Genomic DNA, 15,001 nt, shown 5'->3' on the forward strand with positions numbered 1-15,001 from the left:
GCGATGACCATCAACACATCCCGCCGTGGTTTCCTCAAAGGTGCCGCCGCTGCCGGTGCCGTCCTGATGGTCGGCATCCGCCCCGATGGCGCGCTTGCTGCCACGGGTACGACCAACCTGAACCCCTTCGTCAAGATCAGCGCGGATGGCACCGTCACCGCCATCGTCAAACACTTTGAAAAGGGCCAAGGGCCTGCGACCGGCCTGTCCACCCTCATTGCCGAGGAAATCGGCCTGCGCATGGACCAGATCGACTACGCCTTCGCGCCGTCCAACCCGCAGCTTTACAACAACACGCTGTTCGGCCCGTTCCAGGGCACAGGCGGATCGACCGCCATGGCCAATTCCTACCTGCAATACCGCCAAGCCGGTGCCGCCGCGCGCGAGATGCTGTTGCAGGCCGCCGCGCAAACATGGGGGGTCGAGGCTGACAGCCTGTCGCTGCAAGACGGCGTGATCACCGGGGCGGATCAGTCCGCACCTTTGGGTGAGTTTGTCGAACTGGCGTCTACGCTTGAGGCGCCGGCAGAGCCACGGCTCAAGGACCCGTCCGAGTTCCGCCTGATCGGCAACCCGGACGTGCGCCGCCTCGACAGCGCGATCAAGGGCAATGGCACGGCCATGTTCGCCATGGACCTCAACCTGCCCAACCAGATGGTTGCCATGATTGCCCGCCCCGAACAACAACGCGCCACCGCCGTCAGCTTTGACGACAGCGCCGCGCGCGAGGTCAAGGGCTTCATCAACGCAGCCATCCTGCCCAATCAGGCGGGCGTGGTGGTCTATGCAGAAAACACATGGGCCGCGATGCAGGCCCGTGACGCGCTGAGCGTTGAATGGGACACATCGAACGCAGAAAGCCGCAGCTCGGACCAGATCGAGGCCGAAATCCGCGCCGCACTCGAGGCCGAGCCGACCTATAACGTCAACCAGGCCGATGTCGCCGCCACCCGCGCCGCTATCGACGGGGCGGCCACGGTGGTCGAGGACACGTTCTACTTCCCCCTTCTCGCACATGCCCCGATGGAGCCGCTGAACTGCACCATCGAGGCCACCGAAGATGGCGGCATTCTGCTGCATGACGGCTGCCAGTTCCCCACGGGGCCGCACATGGCCATGGCCGAAATCTTTCAGCTGCCGATGGAGAAAATCCAGATCAACACGATGCTCGCGGGCGGCTCCTTTGGTCGGCGCGCCACGCCAACGGCGGATTACCAGGTCGAGGCATCGCTGGCCTTTGTCCTCACCGACCGCACGCGCCCCGTGCATCTGGTCTGGTCGCGCGAGGATGATCTGCGCTCGGGCTACTACCGCCCGGCCTTTGGCCACAAGGTGCGCGTCGGTCTGGACGAGGCGGGCAATATCGTCGGCTGGGAACACCGCATCGCGGGCCAGTCGATCATGAAAGGCACCGCCTTCGAAGACTTCAGCGTCCGCGACGGCGTCGATCATTCCTCGGTCGAGGGCACCTATGACAGCCCCTACCAGATCCCCGGCGCGGCCTTTGGCCTGACGGACACGGAAAAGGCGACCAGCACACTGTGGTGGCGCGCCGTGGGTCACACGCACACGGCCTATGTGATGGAAACCATGATGGACATGGCCGCCACGGCCAGCGGGCAGGACCCGGTCGATTTCCGCCTGAAATATCTCGCCGGGGACGGTGCCGATCAACAGCGCAAGGCAGGCGTGTTGCGCCTTGCCGCGGAAAAGGCCAGTTGGGGCAGCGCGCCCGAGGGGCGCAGCCAGGGTGTCGCCGTGCACAAATCCTTTGGCAGCTACGTCGCCGAGGTGGTCGAGATTTCGGGCAATGCCGAAGACGGTGTGCGCATCGAAAAGGTTACCTGCGCCGTCGATTGCGGCGTGGCCGTGAATCCGGATGTGATCAAGGCCCAGATGGAGGGCGGGATCGGCTACGGCATCGGGCACAATATGCGCGACCAGATCACCCTGACGGACGGGGTCGTGGATCAGTTCAACTTCCCCGATTACGAGCCGCTGCGCATCAGCGACATCAAGGAGATCGAGGTGCATATCGTCCCCTCAGCCGAGGCACCCACAGGCGTCGGCGAACCGGGTACACCACCCGCAGCCCCGGCACTGGCCAACGCCATTGCGGCGGCCAGCAACAACATGCGCGTCGCGACCCTGCCCATGGACGACAACGGCGTGTCCTTCGCCTGATGATGTAACGGGTTCGGGCGACACAGCCCGGACCCACCCTGCCCTTGTGCTTTGCCGCGCCATCGTGATGATGCGCCAACCGCATGCACAGGAGCCCACACATGTCCACCGCCCACCGTACTGCCGTCATCGGCCTTGGCTCGATGGGCTATGGCATGGCTTTGTCCTGCCTCGCGGCGGGCCACACGACCTTTGGCTACGACATTGCAAAGGCCCAGATGGACCGCTTTCGCGCGGATGGGGGCAGTGACGGCGCATTGGGTGACGTCGCCCCGACTCTGAAGGCAGTCATCGTTGTCGTCCTAAACGCAGCGCAGACCGAAACGGTCCTGTTCGGCAAGGCTGGTGTCGTGCCCTTGATGAAACCCGGCGCAGTTGTCATGGCCTGCGCCACCGTCGCGCCCGACTTTGCCCGCGAAATGGAGGCGCGGTGCGCCGCGCACGATGTCCACTACCTCGACGCGCCAATCTCGGGTGGGTCACTCAAGGCCGCGCAAGGCGCGCTGTCGGTCATGGCCGCTGGCACCCCCGCCGCCTTCGCCGCCGCACGCCCGGTGCTGGATGCCACCGCCGAAACCGTCTTTGAACTCGGCGATGCGGCAGGCCCCGGATCAGCCATGAAAGCGGTCAACCAACTGCTCGCCGGTGTCCACATCGCGACCATGGCCGAGGCGTTGACCTTTGGCATGACCCAAGGTGTGGCCCCTGCGCAATTTGTCGACGTCATCTCGAAATGCGCAGGCACCAGCTGGATGCTGGAAAACCGCGCGCCCCATATCGTGGCCGGGGATTACACGCCGCACAGTTCGGTCAACATCTGGCCCAAGGATCTGGGCATCGTGCTCGACATCGCAAAGTCTGCCCAGTTCTCCGTCCCCATCACAGCCGCCGCCATGCAGCAATACCTGGCCGCCGCAGGCATGGGGCTCGGGAGTGAGGATGACGCAGCCGTGGCCAAGGTCTATGCCCGCAACGCAGGGCTGACCCTGCCGGGGGAAACAGCATGAAATTCTCAGCCAATCTCGGCTTTCTCTGGAACGACCGCCCGCTGCCAGACGCGATCCACGCCGCCAAAGCTGCGGGCTTCGATGCAGTCGAATGCCACTGGCCCTATGACACCCCGGCGGCAAAGGTGCGCGCGGCCCTTGACGCCACGGGCCTGCCGATGCTGGGCCTCAACACCAGGCGCGGGGATGTGGCGGGCGGCGAAAACGGGCTGGCCGCCCTGCCCGGTCGCGAGGCGGAGGCGCGCGACGCCATCACGCAAGCGATTGATTATGCAGAGATCGTCGACGCGGGTGCGATCCACGTCATGTGCGGCTTTGCCAGCGGAGCCGACGCGCACGCGACGTTTCTGGGCAACCTGCGCCACGCCTGCGCGGCCACCGACAAGACAATCCTGATCGAACCGCTGAACCGCCACGACGCGCCGGGATACTTCCTGCACACCACCGACCAGGCCCGCGCCATCATCGCAGGGGTTGGCGCGTCCAACCTCAAACTGATGTTCGACTGCTACCATGTGGGCCGGACCGAAGGCGATATCCTGACCCGCATCCGCGACCTGTCGGGCATCATCGGGCATATCCAGTTCGCCTCTGTCCCGGATCGCGGCACGCCGGATCATGGCGAGTTGGACTATGCCCATATCTTTGCGCAACTGGCAGACTGGCCCACGCCGCTGGGTGCGGAATACAAACCGGTAGGTGACACGGATGCTACGCTGGACTGGTTGCAGCAGATGCGTTGATCCGGCCAATCGACAGCCAGCTCAGCACGATCATCACCGCCGCCGTCCCCAGACATAGAGGCAAACCGCCGATCTGATAGGTCACGCCCGACAGGACCGTGCCGATCAAGCGGCCCGCAGCGTTGGCCATGTAGTAAAACCCCACATCCATAGTCACCCGCTCTGCGCTGGTGAAGGCGAGGATGAGGTAGGAATGCAAGCTGGAATTGAGCGCGAAGAGCACGCCAAAGATCAGCAAACCGACCACCACCGCCACGGTCAGCCATACCGCTGGTCCATCCGCCAACCATGCCGCCACGGCCAGCGCCGCAGGCACTACGCACAGCGTGCCCACCCAGAACCTGGCCGACGCGGCCAACTCCGCCTCTGAGCGCCCCGCACTGCGCAACAGCGCGGGCGCCTTGGCCTGCACGGCACCATAGAGGATCACCCAGACGGCCATGAAAATGCCGATCATGAAGAAGGCGGCGCGCTGGCCCTCGGGGCTGCCATCACTCAGCACCGAATAGAAATAGATCGGGATGCCCACGACAAACCACACATCGCGTGCACCGAACAGGAACACTCGTGCCGCACTCAGCCAGTTCACGCGCGGGTTCTTTGAAAACACCTCTTTGAACTTCGCATCCTTGCGTCCGCCGGGCAGACCCGCAGGCATGCGCACCAGCACGACCACAAGGATCACGGCCAAGACCACCGCCATCCCCAGCACGGAAGGCACAAAGCCAAACAGCGCCAGCGCCCCGGCCCCCAGCAGAAAGCCAAAGCCTTTCACAGCGTTCTTTGACCCCGTCAGCAATGCCACCCAGCGGAACAGCCCGTCGCCCTCGGGAGCCAGCAGCTTGACGGCGGACTTCGACGACATCTTGGCCAGGTCCTTGGCCACGCCCGACAGCCCCTGCACCGCCATGACAAACACAACCGACGCCGCGACTGACCATGCCGGATCAAGCTGCGCCAACGCCAGCAGCGCGACAACCTGCAAGCCCAGCCCGGCATAAAGGGTCGAGGTCAGCCCGAACCGTGCCGCGATCCAGCCTGCGCTCAGGTTCGTCACCACGCCCGCGACTTCGTAAAGGACAAAGAGATAGGCCAGTTGCACCGGCGAAAACCCCAACGTGTTGAAGTGCAACAGCACCAACATGCGCAAGGCCCCATCAGTCAGCATGAACGCCCAATAGGCCGCCGTGACGGCCACATAGGCGGCAAATCCCTCGGGTTTGCTCACAAGGACGCCCCGACCATCTGCGCCACATCGACCAGACGATGCGCATAGCCCCATTCGTTGTCATACCAGGCATAGACCTTCACCTGTGTGCCATTCACCACCATGGTGCTGGGCGCATCCACAATGCTCGAGCGGGGATCATTGGTATAATCCGTCGACACAAGCGGGCGCGTCTCATAGCCCAGAATGCCCTTGAGCGGCCCGTTCGCCGCCGCCTCGAACATCGTATTCACCTCTTCGGCAGTCGTTGCACGCTCGACCTCGAACACGCAGTCGGTCAGCGAGGCATTCAGCAGCGGCACCCGCACCGCGTGGCCGTTCAACTTGCCCGTCAGTTCAGGATAGATCAGCGTGATGGCCGTGGCCGAGCCTGTGGTGGTCGGGATCAGCGAATTCAGGGCCGAGCGCGCGCGGCGCAGATCCTTCGCCGGGCGATCCACGATGGTCTGCGTGTTGGTCACATCATGGATGGTCGTGATCGACCCGTGCTTGATGCCTAAACCCTCATGTATCACCTTCACAACGGGCGCTAAGCAATTGGTTGTACAGGATGCCGCGGTGACAATAGGTTGCCCGGTATAGACCTCGTTGTTGACGCCATAGACGATGTTCGCTGTGTCACCATCCTTGACCGGGGCCGACACGACCACCTTCTTCACACCGGCGGCAAAGTACGGGGCCAGCGCCGACTCGGTCTTGAACACGCCCGTGCAGTCGATCACCACATCGACACCGTCCAGCGGCAAATCCTCGATGTTGCGGGTTCCATAGGCCGGGATGCGCGTGCCGTTAATGGTGATACTCTCCTCATCAGCCGCAAAATCGGCATCCCAACGGCCATGCACCGTGTCGAACTCCAGCAGATGCGCATGCATCGTCGGATCCCCCACGGCGTCGTTGACAAAGGCGATCTCGCAGCCCCGCTCCAACAGCGGCTTCAGTGCCAGTTTTCCGATGCGGCCAAGGCCGTTGAGGGCATATGTGGTCATGTATTTTCTTTCGTCCGGCCGATGGCATCGACTTCATGTTGGAGGGAGGCGCGCGTCAGGGTCTCCATCGGCAGCGCGGCAAAGGCGATGATGCGGTTGCGCATGGCGCCAAAGGTCTGTTGGAACGCGAGACGCTTTTCTGCGTCCGTCCCGCTGGCTTTGACCGGGTCAGGCAGGCCCCAATGGGCCGAAATGGGCTGGCCGTGCCAGGCCGGACATTCCTCGTTCGCGGCGTGATCGCAAACGGTAAACACGAAATCCATCACCGGCGCGTCTACGCCCTGGAATTCCGACACATGCTTGGCCCGCAAGACACTGGTCTCCAGACCCTTTTGCGCCAGCATCTCGACAGCAAAGGGGTTCAATTCCGATTGCGGCCTTGTCCCCGCTGAATAGACGTTGAACCGGTTCCCGGCCTCATGGCGCATGATCGCCTCGGCAAAGATCGACCGGGCCGAGTTGCCGGTGCAGATGAACAGAACGTTTTGCTTGGTCTCAGACATGGGTGCAGTCCTCCCGATGGGGTCGCTCAGCCCGGGCGGGCACAGATCAGGCCGCCCGTTGCAGCAGTCGACGAACAAGGCTGCCACCATCTCCTGCGCCCCTGCCAGATCCACGCCATAGCGCAGCGAATTGCCCGCGCGGCTTTGCGTGATCAGACCGGCACCGTGCAGCGCGGACAGATAGACCGAGGTGGTCGAGGGTTTGAGCCCCAGCACCTCCGCAATCTCGCCCGCGGGCAAGGCATCCGGGCAGCGCCGCACCAGCAGGCGAAACACGGCCATGCGTTGGGGATGACTGAGGGTCGAGAGACGGTCGAGCAGCATGGGCGCATCTATTTCATAGTTTCATGAAATAGATATGACAGCGGCCCACGGACCTCAAGGCAATCAGAGCGGGTGGCGCAAAACTCCGGAAGAGGGCAAGGTTTCACCCTCAATCTCAATATCTTGCGTCGTGTAATTGAACCAGAACATCACATCACCTGCCGCCCTGCGACGCACACCTTCGGGCATATGCGCAACCTCAAGATCGGGCACAAGCGCCTCGATCAACCGCATATGGGCCGAATCGTCACCCCATCCGGCCATGTAGGTCACACGCGGCCCACAACGCACCGCGACAGGTGCCCCATCGGCACTGTGCAGCAGCACATCGCCGCCCCCTTCGATCTGCTCCAGATAGCCCACAACGTGGCCACCGCCCTCCAGCGACACGGGCATGTCGGGCCGGATCGACTGCACCCGCGACACCGCCAGATCACTCCCCGGCCATGCGGGTGGCAAGGGCGTCGGAATGCAGAAATGCGCATCGCGCGCAGCGCTGCGCGGCCCCACGATCACCTGCCCCGCAGCGCCATGAAGCGCGGTCTTCAGATCATCGGGCATGTGCATCATGCCCGGCACCAGCACCAGCTGATACCCCTCAAAATCGCGGGCAGAGGCAGGCAGAATGTCCACCGACAGGCCCAGCTTGCGACAGGCGCGATACCAGTCGAACACAAGGCCAAAGTAACTCAGACCCGCCCCATGCGGCTGCACCGCCCAGGCCGCATCGGCATCGTAATCAAACATCAGCGCCACAGGCGCCTGCGAAACGGACACCTCCGGCGCCTCGGCCAGCTCGGCCATCACTTCCGCCGCCTCGCCAAAGGCCTCGGCCTCTGCCGAATCCGGGCGCAACAGGCCCGCATGCATCTGTTCCTGTGCGAACGGCGCCTGACGCCAGCGGAAATAACACACCGCCTCGGCCCCGTGGGCAAAGGCCTCCCACGTCCACAACCGCACCATGCCGGGCAAGGGCGACGGGTTGTAAGGGGCCCAGTTCACCGGGCCGGGCTGCTGCTCCATCACCCACCAACGGCCACGGCCAACCGCGCGATAAAGGTCATGGTGAAAGGCCTGAAAATCCGGGTCACCCTGACGGGCATAGGCGCGAATGTGATCCTCTGACGCGCCAGAGCGATCCTCGAGAAACCCCAGCGGATAGGAATCCCAGGACGCGATATCGAGGTCAGCCCCAACGGCAAAGTGATCGAAATCCGTCACACGACCCATGTAGTTATGGGCAATCGGGGCCTCGGAATGGGCGCGAATGATGTCTACCTGCGCACGGTTGAACGCCACCACCTGATCGGATGAAAACCGGCGGAACGCGTGGGCATGGGCCGGGTTCACCTCGGTCACGGTCAGGTTGGGCAGGCCGATCTGGTCGAAATCGTCATAGTCCATCGACCAGAACACATTGCCCCAGGCCGCATTCAGCGCATCAATGTCACCGTCATTCCCCGCCCCCGGAAACTGCCCGCGCAGCCAGTCGCGAAAGCCCGCACGCGCCGCATCGGAATAGCTGAGCACCGTGTCATGGCAGCTGTATTCATTGTCCGTCTGCCACGCCGCCACAGCCGGGTTGCGCCCGTAGCGCTTGGCCATCTGTGTGACGATCCGGCGACATTCCTCAAGGTATCCCTGATGCGAAAAACAGTAGTGACGGCGCGAGCCATAACCGCGCACACGCCCCTCGACATCAACGGGCAACATGTCCGGGTGCTTGGCCACAACCCAGGCCGGCGGCGTCGCGGTGGGCGTGCCGAGCACGACCTGCAAGCCCGCCGCGCCCAGCGTCTCGATCGCGCGGTCGAGCCAACCCCAGTCATACTGACCCTCGACAGGCTCCATCCGCTTCCACGCAAATTCGCCAATCCGCACCCATGTGAGGCCCAGATCGGCCATGCGGGCGGCATCCTCGGCCCACTGTTCTTCGGGCCAGTGTTCGGGGTAATAGCATACGCCCAACGTGCGCTTCATAAGATCACCTGATGCTCTTGCTGGCCCTTCACGCCAACGTCCTCGAAAAAGGTCATGCCGCCCTGCGCCTCGTCCACGCCTGTCGCGGCAGAGGTGACAAACAGCGTTGTGCCGTCGGCGCCGCCAAAGGCGGGGCATGTGGTCTGGCTGGCGGGGACCGCAATGTTCCGCAGGTAACGGCCCTCGGGGTCATAACAGGCCACGCGGCCCGCGCCCCACTGCGCATTCCAGAGGTTACCGTCGGCATCCACAACCGCGCCGTCCGGGTTCAACCCGTCCGCGCGCAGGTCCAGAAACACCTCCGGCGCGCCTATTGGCCAGCCGTCACTGTCCAGTGCAACACGTTGGAGACGCTTGGAAAACGTGTCCGTGAAATAGGCCGTCCGCCCGTCCGGTGCGAAACAGATCGCGTTGGAAATGGTGATGTCCGCGAACAGCTTGCGCAGCTCGCCCTTGTGATAGCGATAGATCGCCCCGGCATAGGCTTCGGCGTTGATCCCCATCGTTCCGATCCAGAATCCGCCCTGCGGATCGGCGCGCCCGTCATTGGAGCGGGTCACGGGATTGTCCGCCTCCAGCGCCACCACCAGATCGCGCGCGCCGGTTGAGATGTCAAAGCGCCACAGGCCGCTGGCCGAGGCCATCAGCAGCGTGTCATCGTCTACCCAACCCGCGGCGGATACATGTTCGTCAAAGGACCACGCCTGCCGTGTATCGCCCTTGCAAAACAACTGCTTTCCCAGAATGTCGAACCAGAACAAGGCCTTGCGCCGGGGATGCCATAGCACCCCCTCGCCCAGTGCGCACGGATGCGCGTCAAAGACGTCCATCACGCGCCTGCGTCATAGGCCGCAACCATGTCCGCCGCGCGGCTGGCCACATCCGCCACCGACATGCCCGGCTTGTAGAGGGCCGAGCCGATGCCGAACCCGGTGATCCCGGCGGCAAACCATTCGGTGAAATTCGCAGGGCCCACGCCGCCCACCGCATAGGTCTTGGTGCCCTTGGGCAGCACCGCGCCAATGGCCTTCAGGCCCTCGATCCCGAGCAGAGAGGCCGGGAACAGTTTCAGCCCGTCCGCTCCGGCATACAGCGCGGCAAAGCACTCGGTCGGCGTCATCACACCGGGAAAGGACAGCATGCCCGCCTGTTTCGTGGCGACAATCACACTGGCATTCGCATCCGGGGACACGACCATGTGTGCACCCATCTGGTGCAAACGATCCACATCCGTCACGTCCAACACAGTGCCCGCACCGATCATCGCCGCGTCGCCATGTTTGTCGAGCATTTGGCCAATACTATCAAAGGCATCCGGCGAATTCAGCGGCACTTCGATCCGGGTGATGCCGGCATCCATCAGGGCATCGGCGACGGGCAAAGCCTCGGCCGGGGTGATCCCGCGCAGGATGGCAATGATCTCTCGGCTCATGCGGCCTCTCCGTATATCTGGGTGTAGGCGGCGGTCAGGCCCGCCAATGTCATCTCTTCGGCGCCCGCCATGTGGGTGGGCACACCTTGCGCCACAAGGGCAGTAATATAGGCGCGGCTCAACGCCTCGGCCCCGATCATCGCGACCTGCTGGCCCAGCCAATAGGGCTTCATCGCCGCCAGTTCCGCCCCGATCAGCAGACCCGACAGGCGCGCGCGGGCTGCATCGGGGTTCAGACCATCGAGCAGGCTTTCGGCGCGCAGCGAAAACAGCGAGGCGGCCAGCGCCTCGGGTTTCGAGATCGCCTGATCCACACCCGCATCGAAACTGCCCTTGTCCCAGCCACCGCCGACCGAATGGCGCAGCACCGACTGGGTGGACAGCAGCGCAAACATCTCGCCCGTCATCGCGGTGCGGAAACTCACGATCTCGCCTGCGCTCACATGCACCCACTTGGTGTGGGTGCCGGGCAGGCAGATGACGCCGTCAAAACCGGGATAGGTGGCAAGGTACCCGGCGATCTGCGTTTCCTCGCCGCGCATGACATCCGCAGGTTTGGCCTGTTTCACGCCCGGCAGAATGCGCACGTTCAGACCGACATCAGGCACCTGAACAGCCTCGGCAGCGGCAGGCGGCGGACAGGGTGTGGCCGTGTACGTCGCCTCGGCCCAGCCCTGGCGTGATCCGACCATGCCGCAGCACAGGACCGGCACGGGCAACACATCGCCCACCAGTGCACGCAAGGCAGGCTCGAACCCGTCACGCTCCAGCGTGCCCATGCCCTGCCCCGACTGGCGGCGATCCACAACGGTGCCATCGCGGCGCATCAGCCACGCGCGCAGCTGCGTCGTGCCCCAATCCACCGCAATCCACGCCACATCCGACATCAGCCCGTCACCGCCACACCGCCATCCACAACCATCGCCTGCCCGGTCATCATCCGGCTGGTATCCGACGCCAGGAACAGCACCGCCCCCACGATATCACGCGGCTCCAGATGCTCTTTCAGGCATTGCCGCTCCATATGCGCCGCCAACCCCTCGGGCGTCGCCCATTTGTCCAGCTGCTTTTCCGTCAGCACCCAGCCGGGCGCCAACGCGTTCACGCGGATCTTGTCCGGCCCGAACTCGCGCGCCAGCGACCGGGTCATGCCGTTGATGCCCGAATTCGACCCGGTATAGATCGGATAGCCCGCATTCCCCATCATGTAGCTGATGGACGAGAAATTGATGATCGAACCACCCCCAGCGGCCTGCATCCCCGGGATCACCGCCTGACAGGCAAAGAAATACGCCTTGAAGTTGATGGCGATCATCCAGTCCCAGAACTCTGAATCCACCTCGGCTGTCGTGTGACGCTTGTCATTGGCCGCGTTGTTCACAAGCGTGGTGATCGGGCCATGGGCCTCAGCCGCCTGCGCGATACAGGACTTGAGCAGCTCCGTATCGGTGATGTCGCATTGCATGAACAACGGGCGCACGCCGTGCTTCTGCTCCATCTCGTCGCAAAACTCCGTGGCGTCTGACCGCCCGACAATCGCAACCTGCGCACCCTGCTCCAGAAACCCCTCGGTCAGCGAGGCGCCAATGCCCGCGCCACCCCCCGTGATGAACACCGATGCGCCCTGCAAGTCGTGGAATGTAGCAGTCTCTTTCATAGCTCAACTCTCTTACTGCGGGTCTCAGGCAAGGTCGCCCTTGATCACCCACATACGTTCCGGAAAACTCCACGGCAGCGTCAGGCCATGGTACATCAAATACGACCCGCTCACCACGAGCGGCCCGTTCTTCAGCGCATTTTGACCGCGCGACAGATGGCCCACCTCGTCCCGGTTCACCAGCTCGATGCGATACTTGGCCTCCGGGGTCAGCCGGGTCAGGCGCAAGGGGCGCGGCGCGATCTGATCAGAGGTCGCAGCCTTGCCCGCAAAGACAACGAACTGGCCGCCGCCCTCTTCCAGATGCTGTTCGGCAAAAATGGACGGATCGGCGCTGTCCAGACGCAGGATATCCGCGCCGTTCAGCCAGTCGCGATTGTATTTCCACCAGCTCGTGACATCCGTCAGAACCTTGGCCTCGTGATCGGTCAACTCGCGCGGGTCCATCTCGAACCCCATGTGGCGCTGTGCGGCCACCCAGGCCCGGAACGAAATGTCCAGCGTGCGCCCGGACGTGTGGCACGTGCGCGGGCCGACATGGCTGCCGGTGACGGCCATGGGCAGAAAGATCGAGGCGTTGTGCTGCATGCGCAACCGCTCGACCGCATCGTTTGAATCGCTCAGCCAGACACGCTGGGTACGCTCCATGATGCCGAAATCAATGCGGCCACCGCCCGACGCACAGCTTTCGATCTCCACATGCGGAAACTCGCGCCGCAACCGATCCAGAAGCGTATATGATCCGCGTGTCTGCGCCGCATCGGGCATGGGCAGCACGCGGTTGTGGTCCCATTTGACGTATTCGATGTCATGCTTGCCCAGGATATCGCTGATGCGCGCAAACAGGAAAGATTGCACCGCAGGCAGCGCCATATTCAGCGCCATCTGCTGGCGCCCCATGATCTGATCTTCGCCCCCCAGCGCCCAGTCGGGATGGGCACGAAAGATGTCCGAATTCGGGTTGATCATCTCTGGCTCAAACCAGATGCCGAATGTCATGCCCAGGGATTTCACGTGATCAATCAACGGGGTAAGGCCGTTCGGGTATTTGCGCGGATCAACCTCCCAATCACTCAGGGCTTGCGTGTCGTCGTCGCGGTTCCCGAACCACCCATCATCCAGCACAAAGCGTTCCGCTCCCAGTTTGACGGCGCGTTCGGCGATGTCTTTCAGCTCATCCAGATTGTGGTCGAAATAGACGGCTTCCCAGCAGTTGTAATGCACAGGGCGTGGCGCATCGGGGCGCGGAAAGGTCACGATCCGGTCGCGCAAATGGCGCTGGAAGGCAACGGCGCACCCGTTCAGCCCGTCATCCGAGAACACGGCATACAGCTTGCCCGTGGCAAATTTGGTCTGCGCAGTGCCTTCCACGCGGGCCGCATGGCCGAACTGGATCTGGCGCCGCCCGTCGGGCAGTTCCTCGGCCACCATACGGTGCCCGCCGGACCAGCCGTAGTGGAACGCATAGGTGTGCCCGCTCGCATTCGATGCACCGCGCACCGGCACGATCAGGCCGGGGAAATGTTCGTGCCCCGTGCGGCCTGTGCGGTTCTCGCGATAGCGCATGCCCGGCGACCAGGGCGTGCGGTTCATCTGGAACTCACCACACCAGCGCCCGGCGAAATCGATCATTTCGTCGCTCAGTTGCGGGGCCGGGAACACGGGCGCACTCAGCCAATGCAGGTGCATGGGCCGCTCGGCGTCCAGCTCTGCACTCGCCTCGATGATATGCGTCACCGGATCGAGCGCAAAGCGCGCGCGATAGGTCAGCACACGGTCCTCGTCCATGTAGGTCAGCACCAGCACACCTTCGGCCAGGTCCGCCTGTTCCAGGCAGAACTTGGGCAGAAACGGCGTGCCATCCCCATCGCGGATGATCAGCCCCGGCTGGCCGGGAAAGGACCGCGTGGCCTCCGGACAAATGCTGAGTTCGGGATTCGCATCCAGCATCCCGCCCGTCACATCGAGCGTGTAAGCCTCATAAAGGGTCGTCAGGTCTTCTTCGTCCGGCAGCCGGGGTCCCCAATAGACAACCTCAGCCAGTCGGCCCCTGTCGGAGCCGAGGACCAAAGACTGACGCCCGTCATCGAGGCGCCAACATCTTATCACTTTACAGCCCCCAGGGTCAGACCGGCAATGAAGTGCCGCTGCATCAGGAAGAAACAGGCCACCGGCGGGATGGCCGCCAGCAGCGATGCCGCCGAGACCAGATGCCAGTTGTTTACGAACTGCCCGTTGAGCGCGCGCACACCCGCCGTGATCGGCTTGGCCGCTTCGCCCTGGGTCAGCACGTTGGCCCAGAAGAAGTCGTTCCACACAAAGGTAAAGATCAGCACGGCAAGCGCCGCGATCGCGGGCCGCACAAGGGGCAGCACCACGTACCAGAAGATCTTCCACTCCGCGATCCCCTCGATCCGCGCGGATTCGATCAGGTCAAAGGGCAAGGCCTTGATAAAGTTACGCATAAACAGCGTGCAGAACCCCGTCTGGAACGCCGCATGGAACAGGAACTGCCCGGCGATGGTATCATAAAGCCCCGTTTGCACGGACATATCCCGCACCGGCACCATAAGGATCTGGAAGGGGATAAAGTTACCGGCAACGAACAGAAAGAACAGCGGCAGTGCGACCCGGAACCGGTAGATCGCCAGCGCGTAGCCCGCCAGGCACGCAAGAGCTACGGAAATCATAACGGTGGGTACGGTGATCAGGACCGAGTTCCACATGTATTGCGCAGCCGCAGACTGGGTAAAGACGGCAGTGTAATTTTCAATGATGGCAAACTCGGACGGCCAGCCAAACACGTTGCCCGAGTTGATATCCTTGGCCGACCGGATCGAGGTCAGCAGGATCGCAAGCAGCGGCAGCAGCCACAGGATCAGCGCGAAGGGCAGGAACGCCTGATAGGCAAACCGGGCACCGGGGCCGGATTTCTCGATGGGACGCGGAAACAT

Annotated in this window: 13 protein-coding genes; 3 read left to right on the top strand and 10 right to left on the bottom strand. The window is 63.3% G+C overall.

What is annotated here, in order from left to right:
• Window positions 1-3: 3 nt before the first annotated feature.
• The 3 genes from ACMHLQ_RS05360 (at window position 4) to ACMHLQ_RS05370 (ending at window position 3,934) form a co-directional block, all read left to right on the top strand.
• Window positions 4-2,184, top strand: a complete 2,181-nt coding sequence (locus tag ACMHLQ_RS05360) for a molybdopterin cofactor-binding domain-containing protein (RefSeq protein ID WP_415403765.1) — start codon at window positions 4-6, stop codon at window positions 2,182-2,184.
• Window positions 2,185-2,285: 101 nt separating this feature from the next.
• Window positions 2,286-3,191 carry an L-threonate dehydrogenase gene (gene ltnD, locus ACMHLQ_RS05365; RefSeq protein ID WP_415403766.1) on the top strand — a complete coding sequence of 302 codons (906 nt, stop codon included), beginning with the start codon at window positions 2,286-2,288 and terminating at the stop codon, window positions 3,189-3,191.
• A complete protein-coding gene (locus tag ACMHLQ_RS05370) occupies window positions 3,188-3,934 on the top strand; it encodes a hydroxypyruvate isomerase family protein (RefSeq protein WP_415403767.1) in 747 nt (248 codons plus the stop codon). The genes ltnD and ACMHLQ_RS05370 overlap by 4 nt, the downstream gene beginning before the upstream one ends.
• Here the strand turns inward: ACMHLQ_RS05370 and arsJ are convergent.
• The 10 genes from arsJ to ACMHLQ_RS05420 all read right to left on the bottom strand — a co-directional run bounded on the left by arsJ (window position 3,903) and on the right by ACMHLQ_RS05420 (window position 15,001).
• Complete coding sequence (arsJ, locus tag ACMHLQ_RS05375) at window positions 3,903-5,162, bottom strand: organoarsenical effux MFS transporter ArsJ (protein WP_415403768.1); 1,260 nt, start codon at window positions 5,160-5,162, stop codon at window positions 3,903-3,905. The genes ACMHLQ_RS05370 and arsJ overlap by 32 nt on opposite strands.
• Window positions 5,159-6,151 (bottom strand): ArsJ-associated glyceraldehyde-3-phosphate dehydrogenase, encoded by a 993-nt coding sequence (locus ACMHLQ_RS05380; protein WP_415403769.1) that lies wholly within the window; start codon window positions 6,149-6,151, stop codon window positions 5,159-5,161. The genes arsJ and ACMHLQ_RS05380 overlap by 4 nt, the downstream gene beginning before the upstream one ends.
• The gene (locus ACMHLQ_RS05385) at window positions 6,148-6,978 is read right to left on the bottom strand and encodes a helix-turn-helix domain-containing protein (protein ID WP_415403770.1); all 831 of its coding nucleotides are present in this window, start codon (window positions 6,976-6,978) and stop codon (window positions 6,148-6,150) included. Before ACMHLQ_RS05385 ends, ACMHLQ_RS05380 begins: the two co-directional genes overlap by 4 nt.
• Before the next feature lie 63 nt (window positions 6,979-7,041).
• Entirely contained in the window at window positions 7,042-8,958 is a 1,917-nt protein-coding gene (locus ACMHLQ_RS05390; RefSeq protein WP_415403771.1) for a beta-galactosidase, read from the bottom strand.
• Window positions 8,955-9,788: an SMP-30/gluconolactonase/LRE family protein gene (locus tag ACMHLQ_RS05395; RefSeq protein ID WP_415403772.1), complete on the bottom strand. Its 834-nt coding sequence runs from the start codon at window positions 9,786-9,788 to the stop codon at window positions 8,955-8,957. The genes ACMHLQ_RS05390 and ACMHLQ_RS05395 overlap by 4 nt, the downstream gene beginning before the upstream one ends.
• The gene (locus ACMHLQ_RS05400) at window positions 9,788-10,390 is read right to left on the bottom strand and encodes a 2-dehydro-3-deoxy-6-phosphogalactonate aldolase (protein ID WP_415403773.1); all 603 of its coding nucleotides are present in this window, start codon (window positions 10,388-10,390) and stop codon (window positions 9,788-9,790) included. Before ACMHLQ_RS05400 ends, ACMHLQ_RS05395 begins: the two co-directional genes overlap by 1 nt.
• Complete coding sequence (locus ACMHLQ_RS05405) at window positions 10,387-11,277, bottom strand: 2-dehydro-3-deoxygalactonokinase (RefSeq protein WP_415403774.1); 891 nt, start codon at window positions 11,275-11,277, stop codon at window positions 10,387-10,389. The genes ACMHLQ_RS05400 and ACMHLQ_RS05405 overlap by 4 nt, the downstream gene beginning before the upstream one ends.
• On the bottom strand, window positions 11,277-12,047 hold the full coding sequence (locus tag ACMHLQ_RS05410) for an SDR family NAD(P)-dependent oxidoreductase (RefSeq protein WP_415403775.1): 771 nt from the start codon (window positions 12,045-12,047) through the stop codon (window positions 11,277-11,279). Before ACMHLQ_RS05410 ends, ACMHLQ_RS05405 begins: the two co-directional genes overlap by 1 nt.
• A 24-nt stretch (window positions 12,048-12,071) precedes the next feature.
• Entirely contained in the window at window positions 12,072-14,156 is a 2,085-nt protein-coding gene (locus tag ACMHLQ_RS05415; RefSeq protein WP_415403776.1) for an alpha-galactosidase, read from the bottom strand.
• Window positions 14,153-15,001 carry a carbohydrate ABC transporter permease gene (locus ACMHLQ_RS05420; RefSeq protein WP_415403777.1) on the bottom strand — a complete coding sequence of 283 codons (849 nt, stop codon included), beginning with the start codon at window positions 14,999-15,001 and terminating at the stop codon, window positions 14,153-14,155. The genes ACMHLQ_RS05415 and ACMHLQ_RS05420 overlap by 4 nt, the downstream gene beginning before the upstream one ends.

This window comes from Tateyamaria algicola (assembly GCF_047715485.1).
Classification (GTDB): Bacteria; Pseudomonadota; Alphaproteobacteria; order Rhodobacterales; family Rhodobacteraceae; genus Tateyamaria.